The following is a 21,130-nucleotide window of genomic DNA, read 5'->3' on the forward strand; positions in this document are numbered from 1 at the left end:
GGGGGCGCGGTGTCGGACTGTTGAAACGTCAACGCCCGCTCGGCCCCGACAGGACGGGGAGAGCGGGCGTCGTCACATCCGGGGGACCCGGAGGGAGGTCAGGCGTGGCTGCTGGGCGTGGAGGACTTCACGTCCTTGTCCACGTTCCCGCCGGTGGCGAGCGTCCCGCCACCCTTCTTGTCGCCTCCCTGGCCGCCGGCATCTTCCTCGCCGCCGAAGCCGCGCTTGAAGTTGCGAATCGCGCTGCCCAGGGACGAGCCGAGCTGCGGCAGCCGCGTGGCCCCGAAGAGGAGCAGCAGCACAAACAGGATCAGAAGTAGTTCCATCGGCTTCAGCCCCAGCATCTCGACTCCTTCGCGAAAACGGGCGGAGCATAGCGGGGGGCGTGCTCAACCGCCAGCAAGAGCGGATGCCCTACGCTTGGAGGGTCGCTGGCGTTCCGAGCAGGGCGCCTGGAAGGGCCGTGAGGGTGAGGACCAGGGCGCTTCCGGACGGGTCCGTCTCCACGCCCACGCCGCCCCCGTGCGCCTCCACCTCCTGTCGGGCCAGGTAGACGCGCAGCGGGTCCTCCACCTTCTTCTCCCGGAAGGCCCGCTCCTCGCGCTGGAAGACGGCGGAGGCGTCCTCGTCGGAGAGGGGCACTCCCTCCCGGCGCACCTCCACCCGCACCCGGGGGACACCCGGGTGGACCCGGACATGGATGACCTCGCCCGGATGGGAGCGGGAGAGCTGGTACAGGATGAACGCCTCCACCGCGTGCTGGATGCGGGCTCCGTCCACGGCGACCTCGGGGGAGGGCAGGCTGGGGTCCAGGTCCAGCACGAGCGCCACGTTGGCCGCGGCGGCGGCCGCCCGCTGGCGCTCCACGGCTCCCTCCAGGAGCGGGATGAGCGGCTGGCGCTCCGGCTCGCAGGCCAGCGAGCCCAGGTCGGCGCGGCTGGAGTCGAAGAAGTCCTGCGAGAAGGAGAGCGAGCGGTCCGCGTTGCGCAGGATGGTCTCCAGCCCGCGCTGCACCTTGGGCTCCAGCGGGACGCGGCCGTTGAGCAGCAGCGCGGCGTAGGAGCGGATGTTGGCCAGCGAGCCGCGCAAGTCATGCGAGGCCATGCCCAGGTAGCGCACGCGGCGGCGCACCTCGGCCTCATCCCAGCAGGCGGGGGCCGTCCACAGGAGGCGCGCTCCATCACCCAGGAGCTCTTCTCCCGCGAGCAGGACGTGTCCGTCGCGCTCCCAGAGTCGTGCATCGCCCGCGCGGCGCTGGAAGCCCGCGGCGACCAGGAGCGCGTCCAGCGAGCGGGCGTCCGGGGGCAGCGCGCGGAGGCCCAGCTGCTCGAGGAGCAGGCCGCCCAGCGGGCGCGGGGGACCTTGTACGGGGACAAGGAGCAAGCCCGGCGCTTGCGCCGCCGTGTCACCCGTTCCCATCTCCCCTGGGCTCCTCACGTTTTCCACCCCCTGTCCAGCAGGTCACGGAAAGGGTGGGGAGGGACTGTCGGTTTTGCAACGTGCCCTCTCGTCGCATGCGGGGGGCGCACTTTCTTGCGCCGCTGCGTGGGAGGATGGTGGAAGAATCCCCAGCGTCGCACCGAGGGAGACTGCCCTGACCCCGACCAACACACAGCCTGATGGTGCCCCCGTCGTCCTCGTCGTGGACGATGACCCGGATATCCTCGAAGCGCTCTCGGAGATCCTGGAGGCCGAGGGTTTTGTCATCCGCCGTGCACGCAATGGCAAGGAGGCGCTGGACCGCCTCGAGCCGGAACCTCCCAACCTCATCCTGTTGGACTTGATGATGCCCGTCATGGACGGATGGGAGTTCGCCCAGCGCATGCGCCAGAAGCCGCCGGCCGTGGCGGGCATTCCGCTGATCGTCCTCAGCGCGGACCGCAACGTGGGGAGCAAGGCCCAGGACATCGGCGCCGTCGGCCACCTGGCCAAGCCCTTCGAGCTGAATGATCTGCTCGACATGGTCCGCCGCTCACTCGACCCCTCCGCCATGAGCAGCACCAGCGCCTGATGAACACCGGTCATCAGCCTGCTTGACCTGCAAGGGGGGCGCCGTTACGGTCCCCACCCGTCTTGATTCACCAATCAATGACCAGGCCAAGGAGCCACTCATGACCGCGAAGGACATCATCGAGACCCAGATTCCGGAAGTGCTGAAGGCGAAGCCGGAGCTGGCGAAGGACATCAACGCCGTCATCAACTTCGACATCTCGGGTGAGGGTGGCGGGAAGTGGTCTCTGGACCTGACCAAGGCCGACGGCTGGGTCTCCGAGGGCAACGCGGAAGGCGCGAAGATGCTCATCGTGGTGAGCAACGATGACTTCGTGAAGATCCGCGAGAAGAAGCTCAACGCGCAGATGGCCGCCATGCAGGGCAAGCTGAAGTTCAAGCCCATGGACATGGGCCTCGCGATGAAGCTGGCGAAGCTGCTCTAATCGAGTCCTCGGGAGCGCGAGGGTGGGGCCTGGCACCAACTCTCGCGACCGGCTCGCGCGGCGCGTTCCTGTCTGTCAGGGGCGCGCCGCAGGTGTTTTCAGGCCCTGCTGGGCACCTCATCTCGGGAGTTCTTCATGTCGACGCTGCCACTGACGGGCCTGCGGGTGTTGGACTTGTCTCGTCTGTTGCCGGGGCCGTACGCCACGCTGGTGCTCGCGGACCTGGGCGCCACGGTGGTGAAGGTGGAGGAGCCGGAAGGTGGCGACTACGTCCGGCAGATGCCCCCGTCGCGCGACGACATGGGCGCGCTGTTCTACGGGCTCAACCGGAACAAGCGCTCTTTGACGCTGAACCTCAAGACGCCCGAGGGCCGTGATGCCCTCAAGCGACTGGTGCGCACGCACGACGTGCTGGTGGAGAGCTTCCGGCCCGGGGTGATGGACAAGCTGGGCGTGGGGGAATCCGTCCTCCGCGCGGAGAATCCTCGGCTCATCTACTGCGCCATCTCCGGCTATGGGCAGACGGGGCCGGACCGGCTCAAGGCGGGGCATGACCTGAACTACGTGGCTCGCGCGGGGCTGCTGGGCTACGGCGGTGAGGCGGGCGGTGCGCCGGCCTTCCCGGGCGTCCAGATGGGCGACATCGGCGGTGGCAGCCTCTTCGCGCTGGTGGGCATCCTGGCCGCGCTGCACGAGCGAGAGCGCACGGGGAAGGGCCGCTTCGTGGACGTGTCCATGACGGATGGCGCCACGGCGTTCCTGCACATGCACCTGGCCGCGCGGCTCTTCATGGGCGAGCAGGGCGGGGCGCTGGAGCGGGGCCGCGAGGCGCTCAATGGCGGATATGCGTGCTACGGCCTGTACCGGACGGCGGATGACCGGTGGCTCGCGGTCGGCGCGCTGGAGCCCAAGTTCTTCGCGGGCGTGTGCGAGCGACTGGGGCGCCCCGAGCTCCTCGAGGACGCCTATGCGCCGGGCGAGGCGGGTGCGCGGGTGAAGGCGGAGCTGACGCGCTTGTTCGCCTCGAAGCCGCTGGCGCACTGGGCGGAGACCTTCGCGGGCTCGGACCTGTGCGTGGAGCCCGTGGCGGAAGGGGATGACGTGCTGTCGGACGCGCAGCTGCGAGCCCGAGGCCTCTTCGTCGACGCGGACGACGCGAGACTGGGCCGCAAGGTGACGCACCTGCTCACGCCGCTGCGCATGGGGCCGACGCCCCTGCGCGAGCCACCTGCACTGGGTCAGCACTCCCGCGAGGTGCTCGCCGAGGCGGGCTTCACCGAGGAGGAGATGGCGAAGCTGGGGGCGTGACGCGAGCGGGGCCCTGACTCCACAGGGCTTCACCTCTCGCCGCGTGGCAGGTGTCACCCACCAGGTCCAGCGCGAGCTGCCGGTTGCGCGTGGCCACGGAGGAGGGGGCGGAGAGCAGTCCCGTCTCATCCATCCGCCGCACGGTGTTCTCCAGGTACCTGCGAGCGCGGTCGACGGTCTGCTGTTGCAGGGGCGTCGGACGCCAGCCGGTGTCATCGCGGAAGCGGCCGAGGGTCTCCAGCAGGTGGCCGTGGAACTTCAGCATCTGCGCGAGCACGGCCTCCCGGTGCTCGGGCGCGGTGGCCCACGCCGTCTCGTACTGGCGGGCCTCCGAGTCCAGTCGGTACAGGAGCACGTCGCGCTGCGTCTCCAGTCGCTCGCGCCATCGTGCACGCACGGAGGGGTGTCGCGCCCAGCCGGCCACGGCCTGGAAGTAGTGCAGCCCGCCGCACGGATGCGAATAGATGCCCTGTCCCTGCTTGGGGACCTGGGCCCGCCCGGCCTTCATGCCCGCGGCGAGCTCGGCGTGTGCCGCTTCGAGCGTGGCGAGCGCCGTGTCCATCACCGTGTGGATGCTCACCGCGCGCCCGCGCGCATCGCGGAACGTGTCGCCGGGCCGCGAGCTCAGCGAGAGGGCGTCGAGGCGCCAGGCGCTCTCGGGCGAGGCCACCTGCTCCATCTGGAACTCGCGCTTCACCCGCGCCACCACCTCGCGCAGCGTCACGGGGCCGAAGGGCGTGGTGAAGCGCTGGGAGAGGGGAATGCCGGAGGCCAACAGGGTCTTCGCCTGGAGCGCGGGGTGGGGCTCCACCGGAGTGCCCTCGGCCGTGAAGGGCTCGAAGAAGAAGTCCCGCGTGTCCTTCTGTCGGACGCGAAGGAAGTCGGACACCACCACGTCGGCGGCGGGCCTCCCGTCCTTCGCGCGGAAGGCGCGGCCGTCCAGCGCCATGCCGTGGGCGAGGGCCCAGGGGTTGTGGGGATCCGCGGCCCACGCGCGGCATCGCCCCGCGAGCTCCTCGGCCAGGGAGGCTGCGCTCGCCGAGGTCGCGAGCAGCGCGATGAGACACCCGAGGAAACGACAGAGCGCGCGCCGTGCGAAGTCCGCTGCCGGCGCGCGCTCGTGCATGTCTAGAGGGACTGCGGCTCGGAAGATTCGCCCAGCCGTTTCAGCACCCGCTCCAGCAGGCCGAAGAGCGCCTCCTGGTCATCGGGAGGGAGCAGGTCCAGCATCCGCCGCAGGCCTTCATCGACGCTTCGGCTGATGAGGTTGAAGAGCTTCACTCCCTCGGTGGTGAGCTGCGCGACGACGGCGCGCCGGTCCTCGGCGTCCCTCGTGCGCTCCACCAGCTTCATGTCCTCCAACCGGTCCACCACCCCGGTGATGGTCTTCTTGGTGATGCCCACACGCTGGGCGAGCACCCCCACGTGAGTGGGGCCGTCATTGCCCAACCACATCAACGCGTGAATCTGCGTGGGCGTCAGCTGCTTGCTCTCGCAGATTCCGTGGAGCGGATCCCGCAGGGAGCGGTACCGCCCAAGCTGGATGATGAGCTCGTGCAGGCGGCGCGACGAGGGCGTGGAGGCATCCTCGGGAGAAAGGGAGTCGTCGGTGACGCCACCCTCCTCGTTGAACTCGAGTTCCTCCTCGCCCACGCCGCCGCCCGACTGCACGCGGAGGGCCGGTCTGTTCGCCGGCACTCGCATCAGGCCGTCTCCACTCGCGCGGCCGCTGCCACCGCCGCCTTCTCACCATGCGCATCCACCGCGTGCGGCGCGCCATGGTCCGGGGCGGCGCCCGGGCCCTTGCGACGCTTGAACTTCTCGGTGAGCTGGTCCAGCAGCGAGTACACCACCGGCACCACGCCGAGCGTCAGCACGGTGGAGGTGATGAGGCCGCCGATGATGGTGATGGCCATGGGCGCGCGCGTCTCCGCGCCGTCACCCTGCGCCACCGCCACCGGAATCATGCCGGCGATCATCGCGATGGTGGTCATGAGAATCGGACGCAGACGGACCGGAGCGGCACCCAGCAGCGCCTCCGTGGCGCTCTTGCCTTCCTCACGCAGCTGCAGCGTGAAGTCGACCAGGAGGATGCCGTTCTTCACCACCAGACCCATGAGCATGATGATGCCGATGAGGGCGAACATCGACATGGCCTGACCCGTGATGAGCAGCGCGCCGATCGCTCCGATGAACGCGAAGGGCAGCGACAGCATGATGGTGAACGGGTGGATGAGGCTCTCGAACTGCGCCGCCAGGATCATGTACACGAGGATGATGCCCAGGAGGAGCGCGGAACCGAAGGCGGCAACGGACTTGCCGAGCTCCTTCGCGTTGCCTTCGAAGTCGTAGATGACGCCCTTGGGCACTTCCTTCGTCGCCGTCGCGTTCATGAACGCGATGGCCTCACTGAGCTGGTAGCCGCTGGCCAGGTTGGCGAGCAGGGTGATCTGCCGCTTCTGGGACTCACGGTCGATCTGCACCGGGCCATCCGCCGGAGTGATGGTGGCCAGGTTGCGAAGCTCCACGAGCTGCCCGCTGGGCGAGCGCACCGTCAGCTTGCCCAGCGCCTCGGCAGAGGCCAGCGTGTCCGGAGGCAGGCGCAGCTTCACCTCGTACGTCTCGCCCCCCTCGCGGTAGTCCGCGAACTTGTCGCGGCCCAGGAAGGCACGCAGCGTGGTGCCCAGCGACGCCGCCGGAACACCGAGGCTGGCCGCGCGCTCGCGGTCCACCACCACGTCGTACTGCGGCTTGCCGGAGCGGTACGTGGTGTCCACGTCCACCAGACCCTTGTTGGTCTTCATCGCCGCGCGAATCTTCTCGGACGTGGCGATGAGCTCCTGCCAGTTGTCGCCGCGCAGGTTGAACTGCACCTGCTGGGAGCGCGCGCCACCGCCGGCCACGCCCGTGACGTCCTGCACCGTCACCGTCACGCCCGAACGGGGCTTGATGGCGCCACGCAGATACGTCTTGAGCTCGCCCTGCTTGTAGCTGCGCTCCTTGATGGGCACCAGGTTGACCAGCAGCTCGCCCTTGTGGACTTCCTCCTGCACGCCGCCGCCGATGGTGGCGAACGTGGAGGAGATGCCGGGCAGCGCACGCACCTGGGCGTCGATGAGCTCGACCTCCTTCTGCGTCTCCTGCAGCGTCGAGCCGACGGGCAACTCCACCGCCAGCTTGATGTTGCCGTTGTCGGACTCGGGGATGAAGGTGAACTTCAGGAAGCGCGCCAGGCCGAAGGTCGCGAAGAGCACCGCCACCGCGACCACCAGCGTCAGCGCGCGCCGACGGAGGATGGCCGCCAGCATCTTCCGGTAGCCGTTCTCCATGCCCACCAGCACCTTCTCCACCGAAGCGGAGATGCCCTTGGGCTGCCCGTGGTGGCGCAGCATGCGCGAGGACAGCATGGGCGTCAGCGTCATGGACACGGCGTAGGAGATGAGCGTCGCCACCGCCACCGTGACACCGAACTGGTAGAAGAACATGCCCATGATGCCGTCCATGAACGCCACGGGGATGAACACCGCGACGATGGCCAGCGTCACCGCGAGCACCGCGAGGGCAATCTGTCCGGCGCCATCGAGCGCCGCCTGCATGGGTGTCTTTCCATCCTCCATGTGACGGACGATGTTCTCGATGACCACGATGGCGTCGTCGATGAGCAGACCGATGGACAGCGTCAGCGCCAGCATCGTCACCATGTTGAAGGTGAAGTGCAGCGCCGCCATGACGGCGAACGTACCGACGACGGACACCGGCAGCGCGATGGCCGCGACGATGGTCGAGTTCAGGTTGCGCAGGAACACGAGCACGATGACGACCGCGAGGAAGCCACCGAGCACCATGTCGAACTGCACGGAGTTGATGGACGAGCGGATGAAGCGCGCGTTGTCGCTGACGAGCTCCACCTTGATGCCCTCGGGCAGGCGGCTGTTGAGCTCACCCAGCGACTCCTTGACGAGCCCGGCCACCTGCACCGTGTTGGAGCCGGACTGCTTGCGCACGACCAGCGCCACGGCGCTGCGCTCTCCGTTCTTCGCGGCGCCGCGGGCCTCCTCGGGGCCGTCCACCACGTCCGCCACGTCCCGCACGCGCACCGGCGCGCCGTTGGGGCTGGCGATGATGATGTTGCGGATTTCATCGACGCTCTTCGCCTCGGACGTCAGGCGCAGCACGCGCTCGCGGCCGCCGTCCATGGTGCGGCCACCCGGGACGTCCAGGCTCTGCGCGCGCACCGCCTGGCTCACGTCGCTGATGGCCAGCCCGAAGCCGCGCAGGCGGTCCGGGTCCACGACGAGCTGAATCTCCCGCTCGCGACCACCGATGATGTCGATGCTGCCCACGCCCTGCTGGCGCTGCAGCGCGGGCTTGACCAGGTCCTCGGCCGTCCGCGTCAGTTCCTCGATGGGCAGCGAACCGGACAGCGACAGGGTGATGATGGGCGCGGCGCCGATGTCGAACTTCTCGACGACGGGCGTCTCGATTTCATCGGGCAGCTTGCTCAGCGTGGCCTGCACGCGGTCGCGCACGTCCTGCGCGGCCACGTCCACCTTGGAGTCCAAGGTGAAGCGCACGATGATCTGCGACACGCTCTCCATGTTGACGGAGCGAAGCTGCTCCACGCCGTTGAGCGTGTTGAGCGCCTCTTCCAGCGGATCGCTGACGTTCTTCTCGATGGTCTCCGGGTCCGCGCCGGGGAGCACCGTCGTCACCGTGACGACGGGGAAGTCGACGTCCGGGAACTGGTCCACGCCGATGCGCGGGTAAGCGTTGATGCCGAACACGACCACCGCCAGCATGAGCATGGCGGTGAAGATGGGCCGTGAAATGAATGTCTTGAGCGGGCTCATTCAGGAGCTCCAGAAAGGAAAGGGGAGGGCAGGCGTCACTGCACCACGCGGACGGCCGTGCCCTCCTTCACGTCCAGGGAGGAGTCGGCGAGCACTCGCTCATCCGCGCCCAACCCCTGGAGGATGCGCACGTAACCGGGGAGCACGCGCTCCACGCGCACGTCGCGCTTGCGCACGGTGCCGTCCTGCACCACCCACACGAAGCCCTCCTGGCCTCGCGCGCTGACCGCCTGCGTCGGCAGGAACAGGCCCTTGTCGTCCGTCTGGCCGGCGGCCGAGAAGTCCAGGTCCACCAGCGCACCCGGGCGCAGGGGGCTGGCCGTCTCACCCACCACGTCCGCCAGCACCTCCACCGTGCGGTTGGTGGTGTCCACGACGGAGCCCACCGTGGCCACCGTCACCTCGAAGCGCATGCCGCTGGGGCTCACCGTGCCGTGCGTCTTGGTGCCCTGCTTGACCTTGTCCACCACGGACTCGGGCACCAGCGCGCGCACTTCCAGGCCGGCCACGTCCACCAGCGAGAAGACGGGCGTGGGCGGCATCATCGCCACCGTGTCGCCGATGTTCTTCATGCGCGCGGTGATGACACCATCGAAGGGCGCGATGATGGCCATGTCGCGGAGGTTCTCCTCCGCCATGCGCACCGCCGCGGCGGCCTGGGCCGCCTGGGCCGCGGCCTGCTTCTGGCCGATCTCCGCCTGGTCCAACCCGGCCGCGGCGATACCACCGCCCTCGGCCACCTTGCGGGTGCGCTCCAGGTTGTTGGTGGCCAGCTGCAGCGACGCGTCCGCCGCCGCCTTCACCGCGCGGGCCTGCTCCACGCCGATGATGACGTTGGACGTGTCCAGCACGGCCAGCGTCTGGCCCTTCTTCACCTTGTCGCCCACCTTCACCAGCATCTTCGCGAGGGTGCCGGTCGCCTGGGCGCTCAGCGTCGCCTCCTGCTTGGAGCGAACCTGGCCCGTCACCCGCGTGATGTTGCCTTCCAGCTCCGTCGCCGGGGCAATGGCCTTCACGCCCATCGCCGAAGAGGCTTCCTGCGTTGGCAGGGCCGGCTGCGCCCCGCTCTTGCCGCAGCCCGTCGAAAACACCGCCGCCAGTGCCGCGGCCATCCACATGCGTCGAATCACGGTCGTCCTGCTCCTGCCAGCTCGCCTGGCCCCGGACCCCTCCAGGACTCGATGCTGGCTGATGCTTTGGAATTTCTGCGCCCCGGAAACTACAGTTCCTGAACTGTCTGTCAAGGCGATACTCCGCAAAGCGGACTATCTTTCTCGGTGGCTATTTAATGGTCGCCTGCCTGGTTGGCAGGACTTTTCGCGCGGAGTGCCAGGAAGTGGCGCTGGGAAGTGTGAGCTGGCCCATGGCTCGGCGCGTCACGAGAAGCCCGGACTCGGACCCCTTGTTCCCGGGGCCTCCTTGTTATTGATTCGAGAATCAATACTGACGTTCCCCCAGGAGGGATGAGCATGCCGAACCCGTTCACGGAGGAGCACGAGGCGTTCCGCAAGACAGTGCGCGCCTTCGTCGACAAGGAGATGGCGCCGTACGGGCTGGAGTGGGACAGGGCGGGCATCTTTCCGCGGGAGTTGTTCAAGAAGTGCGCGGACCTGGGCTTCCTCGGCATCAACCACGACCCGAAGTACGGCGGCAGCGGGCTGGACTACTGGTACGTGACGGCGTTCTGCGAGGAGCTCAGCCATAGCCGCAACGCGGGCGTGAACATGGCGCTGCTGGTGCAGAGCCAGATGGCGACGCCCATCATCAACGAGGTAGGCACGGACGAGCAGAAGCGCGAGTTCCTGGAGCCTGCCCTCAAGGGCGAGCGCATTGCCGCGCTGGGCGTCAGTGAGCCGGGGTGTGGCTCGGACGTGGCGAGCATCAAGACGACGGCGCGCCGGGATGGCGACGACTACGTCATCAACGGCTCGAAGATGTGGATCACCAACGGCACGCGCGCCGACTTCATCACCCTGGCGGTGCGCACCGGGAGCGAGGGCTACGGTGGCATCTCGCTGGTGACGTTCCCCACGGACGTGAAGGGCTTCAGCGTCTCGAAGAAGCTCGACAAGGTGGGCAACCTGTCCTCGGACACGGCCATCCTCTACTTCGAGGACTGCCGCATCCCCGCCCGCTACGTGCTGGGCGAGGAGAACGAGGGCTTCTACCACATCATGACGAACTTCCAGGGTGAGCGCCTGGTGGGCGCCATCACCACGGTGGGCGGCATGGAGCGGATGATGGAGGACGCCATCCAGTACGGCAACGAGCGCGAGGCGTTCGGCCGGCCGCTGATGAAGTTCCAGGTCTGGCGCCACAAGTTCGTGGAGCACCTGACCGCCATCGAGGCGGCCAAGCGGCTGACGTACCACGCGGTGGACATCTTCGACCGCAAGGAGAACGCGGTGAAGGAGATCTCCATGGCGAAGCTGTTCGCCGGAGACCTGGCCCAGCGCGTGGCCTACGACACGCAGCAGTTCTTCGGAGGCATGGGCTACATCGAGGAGACGCCCATCGCGCGCGCGTGGCGCGACGTGCGCCTCATCACCATCGGCGGAGGAACGTCCGAGGTGATGAAGGAGATCCTCTCGAAGATCTACGGCTTCTGACGCCCCGGATTCACGAGAGCGTCCTGGGCTGACCGGGTGCCGGAGCGCGTCGATGGCTCCGGCCCGCGGCTCAGTGGTGGTGGCTGGTGGGGTGGTGCTGCTGGTCGCGCCGCCGCTGGTCACGCGCCTGTTCGTCGCGCCGTCGCTGGTCCTCGTGTTGTTCTCGCTGGCGGTTCTCCTCTTCCTCCGCCTCGATGATGGCCACGCCGCCCGCGACGGCGGAGGCGCTCTGCTGTGACTGCGTGGCGCCCGGCACCTGGCACACGCAGCCCGCGGAGTTCCGGATGATGACGACCGAGCCGAGCTCCATCCCGATATCCGTGCAGATGGTCTTGCACTCGGAGACGCGTTCCTTGGGCACGGCCAGGTTCGCGGCGGGGGCGACGACACAGCCTGAGAGGGCGAGCGACGCCAGCACGACGAAGGGTTTCAGGGGCATGGTGCCGGCGATCTAGCACGAGCTAGATGAGCCCCTCCGAAGTGGTCGTCGCCGTGAAGCCCGAACGCCAGACGCGCCGCGCAATGCACCTCAGCGCTTGCGGAACAGGGCCTCCGCGGCATTCAGCATCGCGTCGCGGCTGGCCTTGGCGTGAAGGCCGCCTTCGCCAATCTGGAAGAGCTCGCAGAAGTTGGCGCCGTCCTTGTCGGAGGGCACCTCGGCGAAGGGCTCCTTGCATTCCTTGGCCACGCTCGCGTCGTAGTGCCGGCAGTTGCGGCACGAGCGCACGTCTTCGTCACAGTGGGGGCAGGTGTCGCTCCTCCCCACCTGATTGGCGATGATGTCGAGCGAGTGTCCACAGTGCGCACACCCAGGCATGGCCACCTCCGCGGAAGAAGGGCCGCCATTGTGCCAGCACGCCGCGCGGGCGGGGAGACCTAGCGTTGGAGGCTGGACACGAGCGTCGGCCGGGGCTCCGAGGAGGCGGCGGGGGGCTCGGCCGAGGGGCGCAGCTCGCCCATGGCATCCAGGAGCTGGTCATCCAGGCGCTTGAGCAGGAACAGGACGTAGGCGCCCACCAGCGACATGGCCGCCGCCAGCACGCCCAACATCATTCCCCGCTCCCACAGGTGGGCCTTCTCCATCACCGTGCGCCGCTCGGAGAACGTCTTGAGCTGGGCGTCGGCGGCCTTGCCATCCAGACGGCGGGCGTAGTCCTCGGCCTGGGCGGTGCCACGCTCCATCAGCCACTGTCCCTGTCGCTGGAGCGCGTCCGCCTGCAGATAGCAGTAGGCCGCCCCGCCCGACGAGAGCAGGGTGATGCAGAGTGCCGCCGTCACGGTCCGGGTGCCCATCGCAATGTCCTCCGGATTCACCATTGCGCGGGTCACGACACCCACGACTGCTCCGGCTTCCCGAAGACAGTAGCGGATGGTAGGGACCCCCTCCGACATGGGCAAGCCCTACCGTCCTAAAGACCACTATTTCCAGAAAGCCAAGCAAGAAGGGCTCCGAGCACGCTCGGCCTTCAAGGTGGATGAGCTCATCAAGCGGTTCCCCATGGTGAAGAAGGGCCATGTGGTGCTCGACCTGGGAGCCGCGCCGGGAGGGTTCCTCCAGATCCTGGCGGACGCCGTGGGAGGGGCGGGGCGGGTGATTGGCGTGGACATCGTCGCCATCCGGCCCTTCACCCAGCGCCACGTGCAGACGGCCGTGTTCGACGTGCTCGCCGACGACTTCGACGCGAAGCTGGCGGCGATGTACGACGGCCCGTTCGACGCGGTCATCTCCGACATGGCGCCGAAGACCAGCGGCATCAAGGCCACGGACGAGGCGCGCAGCCTGCGGCTGGCGGGCAAGGCGCTGGAGGTGGCCTCGAAGCGAGGCCGGGCCGGCTCGTCCTTCGTGGCAAAGGTGTTCATGGGCGGCGACTTCGAGGACTTCCGCAACCAGGTGCGCGCGCTCTTCGAGGAGGTGAAGGTGGTCCGCCCGGAAGCGACACGCGGGGCGAGCATGGAGGTCTACCTGGTGGGTCTGCGCCGCCGACCCCCGCCGGGCGAGGCACCCGCGGCGCCCTGAACCGGAATGTGGAACGCCCGGCCGGCCTCCAGCGTCTAGAGTGCCGACCATGCAACGCACTCCTCGGACCTGGCTCGTCGCCACCACGTTACCGTTGTTGTCTCTGTTGCTGCTCGTCGCGTCATTCGCGCGAGCAGCTCCGGCCAAGCCGCCTCCGTCGTGGAAGGACATCGACGCGCTGGTGTCGAACCAGAAGGTGGAGGCCGCCGCGCAGGCCGCGGAGGCCCGCCTCGCCCGAGCCCGGAATGGCTCGGATGAGGCCGAGTGGACGCGTGCGCTGATTCGCACGGTGCAGCTGCGCTCGGCGCTGCATGGCTATGAGACGACGGTGCGCTTCCTGCGCGAGGAGCCCTGGCCCAAGGGGGCCCTGTCGCGCGCGACGCTGAACCTCTTCTACGCGAACTCGCTTGTCACCTATGCGGAGGCATACGACTGGGAGATTCGCCAGCGGGAGCAGGTGGCGTCCTCCGGCCCGGTGGACCTGAAGTCGTGGACCTACGACCAGATTCTCACCGAGGCCCAGCGCGCCTACGAGGAGGTCTGGACGCAGCGGCAGTCGCTGGGCAACGAGCCGGTGAAGGTGCTGGCCGACTACATCCGGCCCAACACGTATCCGGAGGGCATCCGCTCCACGTTGCGCGATGCCGTGACGTACCTGCGCGTGGCGCTGCTGGACAACAGCTCGCACTGGCGGCCCGAGCAGTCCAACGAGCTGTTCCGGCTGGACCTGGGCTCGCTGCTGGAGGGCTCGCCCACGGTGTCGCTGACGGACCCGAACATCCACCCGCTGGTGAAGGTGGCCGCGGTGCTCGGAGACCTGGAGGCGTGGCATCGCGCGGGGGGGCGGCGGGAGGCGGCGCTGGAGGCCCGGCTGCGGCGCTATGAGGTGCTGAACCGGCACTTCACCGAGGACGATGACCGTGCGCGGGTGCGCAAGCACCTGGCCGAGCACCTCGTGGCCTACCGGGACGTGCCCTGGTGGACGATGGGGCAGGGGCAGTTGGTGGAACTCGAGGCGGGCGTGGGCCACGCGGTGCGCGCGCATGCCATGGCGAAGGAGTGCATGGCCGTCCATCCGGACTCGCTCGGGGCCTCGCGGTGCAGGACGCAGAAGGAGTTGCTGGAGCGGCCGGACTTCAGCCTCGCCTCCATGCGGGCGGATGGCGCCAACCGGCGCTCCATCGAGGTGTCCCACCGCAACGTGCCGGCGCTCTACTTCCGGGCGTACTCGCTGGATGTCGAGGCGCGGCTGAAGAAGGCGGCGGTCTCCAACATCTTCCCCTATGGCGAAGAGTTGCTGCAGTACATCCGGGGCCGCAAGCCGGTGGCCTCGTGGAGTGTACAGCTCCCCGCGACGCCGGACCTCCAGTCGCACAACACGTTCGTCACGCCGCCGATGAAGGAGACGGGGACGTATGTCGTCGTCGCCTCCGCGCGGGAGGACTTCCGCGAGAAGAGCAATCGCATCGCGGCCTCCTTCCTGTCCGTGACGCCCTGGGTCGCCATCACGCGCAACCCGAGGGGCGCCGAGGTGGAGGCCCGCGTCGTGAAGGGTGACTCCGGCGTCGTGGCTCCGAAGGTGCTCGTCCGGCTCATCCAGATGGACTACCGCGACGGCTTCCGCGAGGTGGCGCGGGCCACGACGGACGCCCAGGGCGAGGTGACCTTCCCGCGCTCGAACGAGGGTGCTGGCTACCGAAGCTACATGGTGATGGTGGGCCAGGGGCGCGAGTCCCTGCTCTTGTTCAACGGCTTGAGCTTCTACAACCCGCCGGAGCCTGGCGAGTCCACGTCGACACTCGTGTTCACGGACCGGAGCGTCTACCGGCCGCTGCAGAAGCTGATGTGGAAGGCGGTGGCCTATCGCGGCCGCGGCGACCAGGCCCGCTATCGGACGCAGCCGGGAGAGCAGTTGGTCGTGTCGCTGATGGACCCGAACCACCAGGAGGTGGAGCGGCGCGAGGTTCGCACCAATGACTTCGGCTCGGCCGCGGGTGAGTTCAACATCCCCACCGGACGGCTGCTGGGGGCGTGGACGGTGATGGTGCGGTCCGGAGGCTCGGCTTCGGTTCGCGTGGAGGAATACAAGCGGCCGACCTTCGAGGTGACGATGAAGGACCCGGACGCGCCGCTGCGAATCAACCGTCCGGCGACGTTCAAGGGAGAGGCGCGCTACTACTTCGGCTTGCCGGTGGCCTCGGGGACGGTGCGCTGGCGCGCGTACCGCGAGCCCGTGCTGCCCTGGTGGTGGCATCACAACTTCTCCATCTCGATGCAGCGAGACCTGGTGGCCGCGGGCACGTCCACGCTCGATGCGGATGGTGGCTTCAAGGTGACGTTCACCCCGGAGGTCGACGAGCGCTCCGCGCGCACGCCGGGTCTGAGCTGGCGCTACCGCGTGGAGGCGGACGCGACGGACGAGGGCGGCGAGACGCGCTCCGCGAGCCGTGGCTTCCGCCTGGGCTTCGTGGCGGTGGAGGCGCGGGTGGACACGGAGGAGGGCTTCCTGCGCGAAGGCATGGGGGGCGAGGTCCGGCTCGTGCGGTCCACACTGGATGGTGCGCCTCAGCCGGGCGCGGGGCGTTGGAGGCTGGTGGCGTTGCAGCAGCCTTCGACCCCGCTGCTGCCCGCGGATGAGCCTCGGCGGGAGCCGACGCTGGCCGCGGACGCGGCGTCGGAGCGCAAGCCCACGCCGGGGGACTCGATCCAGCCGCGCTGGGAGACGACGTACTCACCACAGACGGCGCTGGCGCGCTGGGGCGATGGCGCGGAGCAGGCGAAGGGCTCGGTGCAGCACGACGCGGAAGGCCTGGCCCGAGTGAAGCTGCCCGCGCTCAAGGCGGGAGCCTACCGGCTGCACTACGAGACGACGGACGCGTTCGGCCAGACGTTCAAGGTGGCGCGGGAGTTGATGGTGGCGGGGGCGCGTGCGCCCATCGCGCTGCCGTCCGCGCTGGTGTTGGAGAAGTCGTCGGTGCGCGTGGGGGAGGTGGCGCGGCTGCTCGCGTTCTCCGGCTTCGCGGGGCAGCCCTTGATGCTCGACCTGTATCAGGGGGAGCAGCGCATCCTGCGCAAGCTGCTGGTGGGCGGCGAGTCTCCGGCCGTGATTGAAGTCCCGGTGACGGAGTCGATGCGGGGCGGCTTCACCGCGGTGCTGGTGGCGGTGCGCGACTGGCAGTTCATGGGCTTCAGCGAGCAGGTGTTCGTGCCCTTCGACAACAAGGAGCTGACCCTGGAGTTCGCGTCGTTCCGCGACAAGCTGCGTCCGGGGGCGAAGGAGACCTGGCGCGTGACGGTGAAGGGGCCGAAGGGCGCGAAGGTCGAAGCGGGAGCGGCGGAGTTGCTCGCGTATATGTATGACCAGTCGCTGGACCTGTTCGCGCCGCATGTGCCGGTGAGCGTCTCGGACCTCTATCCCCAGCGCATGGGCGCGGGGGTTCCAAGTGCCTCCCTGTCCATGGAGCAGGCGCAGTGGTTGGTCTCGCACGACTACGGTGATTTCTTCTCGTGGTCGGCTCCGGATGGGGATGCGCTGAAGTTCGAGGATGGTTATGGCCTGGGAGGTCCGGGTTACCGGCGCCGCCGGTTCGGCATGGCCTCCGCGCCCAGCGCGAGTGGCGCCTTGAGGGAGTCGGCGGCCCGTCCTCAGCAGGTGATGAAGCGCAAGATGGACAGCGAGGGCGGCAGGTCTCCCGCGCCGCCTCCGCCGGGCATGCTGGCCGTCGCGGAGTCGAAGTCGGAGGACCAGCGTGGTGGAGCCCCGTCCGCGGGTGAGCCCCCGGCGGCCGAGATGCGCTCCAACTTCGCGGAGACGGCCTTCTGGATTCCGCAGCTCCTCACCGGGCCGGATGGCTCCGCGTCGCTGGAGTTCACGGTCCCCGACTCGGTCACGGCCTGGAGGGTGTGGGTCCATGGCGTCACGCGCGACTTGCAGGGAGGCTCGGTGCAGCGCACCTCCCGGAGCGTGAAGGAGCTGATGGTGCGCCCCTACGTGCCCCGGTTCCTGCGCGAGGGTGACCGCGCGGTGCTCGAAGTGGTGGTCAACAACGCGTCGGAGCAGGTGCGCCAGGGCACGCTCACGTTGGACATCGTGGACCCCGAGACGCGCAAGAGCCTGCTGTCGGAGTTCGGCGTGAAGAATGCCTCGCAGGCCTTCACGGTGGCGCCGGGCAAGGGGACGAACCTGCGATTCTCGCTCACCACGCCCTCGCGCGTGGGCACGGTGGCCTCCCGCGTGGAGGCTCGCTCGGGAGACGTGAGTGACGGCGAGCTGCGTCCGCTGCCGGTGTTGCCGGGCCGCGTGCACCTGGCGCAGTCGCGCTTCGTGACGCTCAAGGGCGCGGGCTCGAAGACGATGCGCTTCGATGACCTGAAGAAGGGCGGCGACCCGACGCGGGTGAACGAGCAGCTGGTCGTCACCGTCGACACGCAGCTGTTCTACTCGGCGCTCCAGGCGCTGCCGTACCTGGTGGACTACCCCTACGAGTGCTCGGAGCAGACGCTCAATCGCTTCGTGTCCTCGGGCATCCTCTCGAGCCTCTACAACAAGTACCCCGCCGTCGCGAAGATGGCGAAGGACCTGAGCCAGCGCTCCACCCGGTTCGAGACGTGGGACTCGGTGGACCCGAACCGCAAGATGTCGCTGGAGGAGACGCCCTGGCTGGAGATGGCGAAGGGTGGGGCGGAGTCCAGTGGTGGCCTGGTGAAGGTGTTGGACCCGAAGGTGGCTCGGGCGGAGCGCGACGCGGCGATGGCGAAGCTGAAGAAGGCGCAGACGGCCAGCGGCGGCTTCCCCTGGTGGCCGGGCGGCCCGCCCTCGCCGTACATGACGCTCTACATCGTCCACGGCCTGTCTCGCGCCATGGAGTACGGCGTGGAGGTTCCCGAGGACATGACGCGTGAGGCGTGGAGCTACCTGGCTCGGCACTTCCGCGAGGAGTACGCCGGCAAGGCGATGGCGAAGGGGACGGGCTGGGAGTTCATCACCTTCCTCAACTACGTGGCCTCCGCGTACCCGGACGAGCGCTTCACCGGGGACGCGCTGACCGCGGACGAGCGCCAGAAGATGCTCGCCTTCAGCTTCAAGCACTGGAAGAAGCACTCGCCCTACCTGAAGGGCTACCTGGCGCTGACGCTGAAGCGCTCGGGGCGCGGCGCGGACGCGACGAAGGTCTGGGACAGCGTGATGGACTCGGCGAAGACCAGCGATGAGCTGGGCACGTACTGGGCCCCCGAGGACCGCAGCTGGCTCTGGTACAACGACACCACGGAGACACATGCCTTCGCGTTGCGCACCCTCACCGAGCTGAACCCGAAGGACCCTCGGCGTGAGGGGCTGGTGCAGTGGCTGCTGCTGGACAAGAAGCTCAACCACTGGAAGTCCACGCGGGCCACGGCGGAGTCGCTCTACGCGCTGGTGAAGTACCTGGAGTCGGAAGGCGCGCTGGGCATCCGCGAGGACGCGACGGTGAAGGTGGGGCCGCGCGTGGTGCGGATGGAGTTCGCGCCGGACGAGTACACGGGGAAGAAGAACCAGGTGGTGGTGCCGGGGCCGGAGCTTCAGCCGGAGACGATGAGCTCGGTCGTGGTGGAGAAGTCGACGAAGGGCTTCGCCTTCGCCTCCGCGACGTGGCACTTCTCCACGGAGAAGCTGCCGGCAGAGGACCGTGGTGACTTCTTCCAGGTGTCGCGCCGCTACTTCCGCCGCGAGCGCGAAGGGCGTGAGGCCGTGCTCCAGCCGCTCGCCGAGGGTGCGCTCCTCAACCCGGGCGACGAGGTGGAGGTGCACCTGTCGCTGCGCGCGAAGCACGCGGCGGAGTACGTCCACCTGAGGGACCCGCGCGCCGCGGGTCTCGAGCCGGAGAATGCGCAGTCCCGCCACAAGTGGGACCTGGGCATCGTCTGGTACGAGGAGACGCGCGACTCCGGCAGCAACTTCTTCTTCGAGTGGCTGCCCGCGGGTGAGTACACCTTCAAGTACCGCCTGCGCGCCAACATGGCGGGCACGTTCCGCGTGGGCCCCGCCACCGTGCAGTCCATGTACGCGCCGGAGTTCACCGCGTACTCGGCGGGCGCGGTGCTCAACGTGGGGCCCGCGAAGTAGCACGGGCTCCCGAGGGCGCAGTCGCGACGATGAGCCGCGATGCATGACGCTGTCACGGCGTCATGCATCGCGGGTTCGCATCAGCTGGGGCCGACTCTTCTGCGCCGTGCCCCAGCGCTCTCGTCCTGCGACGACCCGTCGAGCGCCTCGCCGAACGGGTTGCGCGTGGGCTTTTCTCCGCGCTGGGGTCGGGCCGGGATGACGCCTGGGGAGGTGACGTCTCGAGGCCAGCGCATGCCAGGGTCGCCCTCGACTCGAGAAGCCGCGCGCACCGGGCGCGGCCGTTCCCACACCACCGCATCCCGTTCTGGCGGGTGAACCCCTTCGACAGGGTCATCTCGTCCATCACCCGAGCGACGATGTCGTGGATGACGCCCGTGGTGCTGTCACGCTCCATCCCTCTGCGCGACGAGCGCTTTGCGTCCTCTGAGATGGATGACGCCCCGAGGGGGCGAATCAAGCACGAGCGGGGTCCCCCGTGCGTGTCCGCCACGTCGAGGCCCATCGAGCGTGGACCGGGACCCGCTGAATCACGGGCCCGTCGAAGCTTTCGACTACCGGCAGCGGGAGGACGTGAATCCCTGAACCGTCACGCGCTCACTCGCCACAGGTGGCGGAGTCGTCGGTGGGGTGGAGCGTGGCGATGCCGTAGGTGCCATTGCGGGTGCCGCACCAGATGCGCCACTTCGTGTTCCCCAGGTCTGGCGCGCTGAACACGCCGCCTTCCTTCTTCCCTCCGTTGCGAGCGCAGCACCGCGCGAAGGCCCGCGTGCCGATGGAGAGAAGTCCCACGGCGTCAGGCGACTCGGAGAAGCCACCGACGCGCTTCTCCCCGCAGGACCACGGCGCCACGCCCTTGTAGCGGATGAGGTACTGGCCCTGCGCCTTCGCCGAGCCCCCACGCACCGGCCCGCCGTAGCAGAGCTTCCCCTCCGCCTCGAGCTGCGCATAGCGCGGCAGGAAGTGGAGACCTCCGATGGGGCCTCGCTCCCAATCATCTCCGCAGAACACGTGCGTGAAGGCGTTGCGCGGACCCGTGCTCACCCAAAGGCTGGTCAGCCAGTCGATGTTCGACTGCTTCTGACCGGGCCGTCCCGCGGCAGACAGGGCCGTCTGGATGCGCGGGTCCTCGTAGTGCCGGGCGACGAAGCGCCGCACCTCCGCCGCGCTCACGCTCGCGTCCGGACGCGCGGGGCACATCTGCAGCACTTCCTTGTCCAGCGCGGTCGGCACCGGCTGCTTCTCGAAGAGGGGCTTGCTGGAGCACGTCGATGCGCACTCCCTGGTATCGCGCGAGCCCCCCGTGTAGCGCGGAGCCTGCGCGCCCGGTGCGCTCACGATGACGGCCGGACCCTCGTCCTCGTCCGGGGAGGACTCCTCGGACGAGGCTTCGCTCGCGAAGGCGGCGCGCAGCCGTTCCTTGCCCACGGCCCGTTGTTCCGCGTCCGCGCGGTCCGCCGCCGCCAGCGCGGTGGCGGAGGGGGCCGTGGGAGGAGCGGACTCCTGGGCGCCTTCGCACAACACCCAGCCCTCGGCGGAGGCACCGCGCAGCTTGCACCACGCGCGCCCCGGGCCGCCCTTCTTGAGCAGCGGGTACGTCTGCCCGGGCTCCACCGTGAAGACGACCTTGGGGGATTCCGGCTGGTCCACCGCCTCCACGCGGACGTCGGAGACGAACGCCCCCGGGCCCGCCAGCGCGGGGAGGGTGGTCAACACCAGGCCGAGGCACAGTGCGGGGAAACGCATGGCGCGCGAGTCTATCCCAATCCGCCCCCGCCCCTCGAAGCAGGGGCGGGTGGGGGGGCTCC

16 protein-coding genes are annotated in these 21,130 nt (G+C 68.8%); 6 read left to right on the forward strand and 10 right to left on the reverse strand.

Annotated elements, in window-relative coordinates:
• Window positions 1-98: 98 nt before the first annotated feature.
• Window positions 99-344: a twin-arginine translocase TatA/TatE family subunit gene (gene tatA, locus MYSTI_RS16915; protein ID WP_015348993.1), complete on the reverse strand. Its 246-nt coding sequence runs from the start codon at window positions 342-344 to the stop codon at window positions 99-101.
• 70 nt (window positions 345-414) lie between these two features.
• Complete coding sequence (locus tag MYSTI_RS16920) at window positions 415-1,419, reverse strand: sensor histidine kinase (RefSeq protein ID WP_015348994.1); 1,005 nt, start codon at window positions 1,417-1,419, stop codon at window positions 415-417.
• Between the two features lie 223 nt (window positions 1,420-1,642).
• On the opposite strand from MYSTI_RS16920, the gene MYSTI_RS16925 reads away from it, so the two are divergent.
• From MYSTI_RS16925 to MYSTI_RS16935, 3 genes are all read left to right on the forward strand, one after another.
• The gene (locus MYSTI_RS16925; protein ID WP_015348995.1) at window positions 1,643-2,011 is read left to right on the forward strand and encodes a response regulator; all 369 of its coding nucleotides are present in this window, start codon (window positions 1,643-1,645) and stop codon (window positions 2,009-2,011) included.
• Window positions 2,012-2,111: 100 nt separating this feature from the next.
• Entirely contained in the window at window positions 2,112-2,435 is a 324-nt protein-coding gene (locus tag MYSTI_RS16930; protein ID WP_015348996.1) for an SCP2 sterol-binding domain-containing protein, read from the forward strand.
• Between the two features lie 135 nt (window positions 2,436-2,570).
• Window positions 2,571-3,743, forward strand: a complete 1,173-nt coding sequence (locus MYSTI_RS16935; RefSeq protein ID WP_015348997.1) for a CaiB/BaiF CoA transferase family protein — start codon at window positions 2,571-2,573, stop codon at window positions 3,741-3,743.
• Here MYSTI_RS16935 and MYSTI_RS16940 read toward each other — a convergent pair.
• Genes MYSTI_RS16940 through MYSTI_RS16955 form a run of 4 tightly spaced genes read right to left on the reverse strand, consistent with a single transcriptional unit; the run spans window position 3,709 to window position 9,723 of the window.
• Window positions 3,709-4,869: a hypothetical protein gene (locus MYSTI_RS16940; protein WP_015348998.1), complete on the reverse strand. Its 1,161-nt coding sequence runs from the start codon at window positions 4,867-4,869 to the stop codon at window positions 3,709-3,711. The genes MYSTI_RS16935 and MYSTI_RS16940 overlap by 35 nt on opposite strands.
• 2 nt (window positions 4,870-4,871) lie before the next feature.
• Window positions 4,872-5,447 (reverse strand): MarR family winged helix-turn-helix transcriptional regulator, encoded by a 576-nt coding sequence (locus tag MYSTI_RS16945; protein WP_015348999.1) that lies wholly within the window; start codon window positions 5,445-5,447, stop codon window positions 4,872-4,874.
• On the reverse strand, window positions 5,447-8,593 hold the full coding sequence (locus tag MYSTI_RS16950) for an efflux RND transporter permease subunit (protein ID WP_015349000.1): 3,147 nt from the start codon (window positions 8,591-8,593) through the stop codon (window positions 5,447-5,449). Before MYSTI_RS16950 ends, MYSTI_RS16945 begins: the two co-directional genes overlap by 1 nt.
• Before the next feature lie 35 nt (window positions 8,594-8,628).
• Window positions 8,629-9,723, reverse strand: coding sequence for an efflux RND transporter periplasmic adaptor subunit (locus MYSTI_RS16955; RefSeq protein WP_015349001.1), 1,095 nt, complete (start codon window positions 9,721-9,723; stop codon window positions 8,629-8,631).
• A 339-nt stretch (window positions 9,724-10,062) separates the two neighbouring features.
• Here MYSTI_RS16955 and MYSTI_RS16960 point away from each other — a divergent pair, with 339 nt between their 5' ends.
• Window positions 10,063-11,202: an acyl-CoA dehydrogenase family protein gene (locus tag MYSTI_RS16960; RefSeq protein ID WP_015349002.1), complete on the forward strand. Its 1,140-nt coding sequence runs from the start codon at window positions 10,063-10,065 to the stop codon at window positions 11,200-11,202.
• A gap of 70 nt (window positions 11,203-11,272) precedes the next feature.
• On the opposite strand, the gene MYSTI_RS40790 is transcribed toward MYSTI_RS16960, so the two are convergent.
• The 3 genes from MYSTI_RS40790 to MYSTI_RS16975 form a co-directional block, all read right to left on the reverse strand.
• Window positions 11,273-11,641, reverse strand: a complete 369-nt coding sequence (locus MYSTI_RS40790; protein ID WP_015349003.1) for a hypothetical protein — start codon at window positions 11,639-11,641, stop codon at window positions 11,273-11,275.
• A gap of 90 nt (window positions 11,642-11,731) precedes the next feature.
• Window positions 11,732-12,019: a hypothetical protein gene (locus MYSTI_RS16970; RefSeq protein WP_015349004.1), complete on the reverse strand. Its 288-nt coding sequence runs from the start codon at window positions 12,017-12,019 to the stop codon at window positions 11,732-11,734.
• Between the two features lie 59 nt (window positions 12,020-12,078).
• Window positions 12,079-12,495: a hypothetical protein gene (locus tag MYSTI_RS16975; RefSeq protein WP_015349005.1), complete on the reverse strand. Its 417-nt coding sequence runs from the start codon at window positions 12,493-12,495 to the stop codon at window positions 12,079-12,081.
• A gap of 76 nt (window positions 12,496-12,571) precedes the next feature.
• On the opposite strand from MYSTI_RS16975, the gene MYSTI_RS16980 reads away from it, so the two are divergent.
• Window positions 12,572-13,219: an SAM-dependent methyltransferase gene (locus tag MYSTI_RS16980; protein WP_044280595.1), complete on the forward strand. Its 648-nt coding sequence runs from the start codon at window positions 12,572-12,574 to the stop codon at window positions 13,217-13,219.
• A gap of 49 nt (window positions 13,220-13,268) precedes the next feature.
• On the forward strand, window positions 13,269-19,322 hold the full coding sequence (locus MYSTI_RS16985; protein ID WP_015349007.1) for an alpha-2-macroglobulin family protein: 6,054 nt from the start codon (window positions 13,269-13,271) through the stop codon (window positions 19,320-19,322).
• 597 nt (window positions 19,323-19,919) lie between these two features.
• Here the strand turns inward: MYSTI_RS16985 and MYSTI_RS16990 are convergent.
• Entirely contained in the window at window positions 19,920-21,068 is a 1,149-nt protein-coding gene (locus MYSTI_RS16990; protein ID WP_015349008.1) for an EndoU domain-containing protein, read from the reverse strand.
• Window positions 21,069-21,130: the final 62 nt, after the last annotated feature.

It is taken from the genome of Myxococcus stipitatus DSM 14675, from assembly GCF_000331735.1.
Classification (GTDB): domain Bacteria; phylum Myxococcota; class Myxococcia; order Myxococcales; family Myxococcaceae; genus Myxococcus; species Myxococcus stipitatus.

Bases quoted from the DNA above. Each gene is read 5' to 3' on its own strand.
- MYSTI_RS16975 (WP_015349005.1), bottom strand. From the start codon at position 12,495: ATGGGCACCCGGACCGTGACGGCGGCACTCTGCATCACCCTGCTCTCG.
- MYSTI_RS16970 (WP_015349004.1), bottom strand. From the start codon at position 12,019: ATGCCTGGGTGTGCGCACTGTGGACACTCGCTCGACATCATCGCCAAT.
- MYSTI_RS16940 (WP_015348998.1), bottom strand. From the start codon at position 4,869: ATGCACGAGCGCGCGCCGGCAGCGGACTTCGCACGGCGCGCGCTCTGT.
- MYSTI_RS16960 (WP_015349002.1), top strand. From the start codon at position 10,063: ATGCCGAACCCGTTCACGGAGGAGCACGAGGCGTTCCGCAAGACAGTG.
- MYSTI_RS16985 (WP_015349007.1), top strand. From the start codon at position 13,269: ATGCAACGCACTCCTCGGACCTGGCTCGTCGCCACCACGTTACCGTTG.
- MYSTI_RS40790 (WP_015349003.1), bottom strand. From the start codon at position 11,641: ATGCCCCTGAAACCCTTCGTCGTGCTGGCGTCGCTCGCCCTCTCAGGC.
- MYSTI_RS16930 (WP_015348996.1), top strand. From the start codon at position 2,112: ATGACCGCGAAGGACATCATCGAGACCCAGATTCCGGAAGTGCTGAAG.
- tatA (WP_015348993.1), bottom strand. From the start codon at position 344: ATGCTGGGGCTGAAGCCGATGGAACTACTTCTGATCCTGTTTGTGCTG.
- MYSTI_RS16950 (WP_015349000.1), bottom strand. From the start codon at position 8,593: ATGAGCCCGCTCAAGACATTCATTTCACGGCCCATCTTCACCGCCATG.
- MYSTI_RS16920 (WP_015348994.1), bottom strand. From the start codon at position 1,419: ATGGGAACGGGTGACACGGCGGCGCAAGCGCCGGGCTTGCTCCTTGTC.
- MYSTI_RS16980 (WP_044280595.1), top strand. From the start codon at position 12,572: ATGGTAGGGACCCCCTCCGACATGGGCAAGCCCTACCGTCCTAAAGAC.
- MYSTI_RS16990 (WP_015349008.1), bottom strand. From the start codon at position 21,068: ATGCGTTTCCCCGCACTGTGCCTCGGCCTGGTGTTGACCACCCTCCCC.
- MYSTI_RS16945 (WP_015348999.1), bottom strand. From the start codon at position 5,447: ATGCGAGTGCCGGCGAACAGACCGGCCCTCCGCGTGCAGTCGGGCGGC.
- MYSTI_RS16935 (WP_015348997.1), top strand. From the start codon at position 2,571: ATGTCGACGCTGCCACTGACGGGCCTGCGGGTGTTGGACTTGTCTCGT.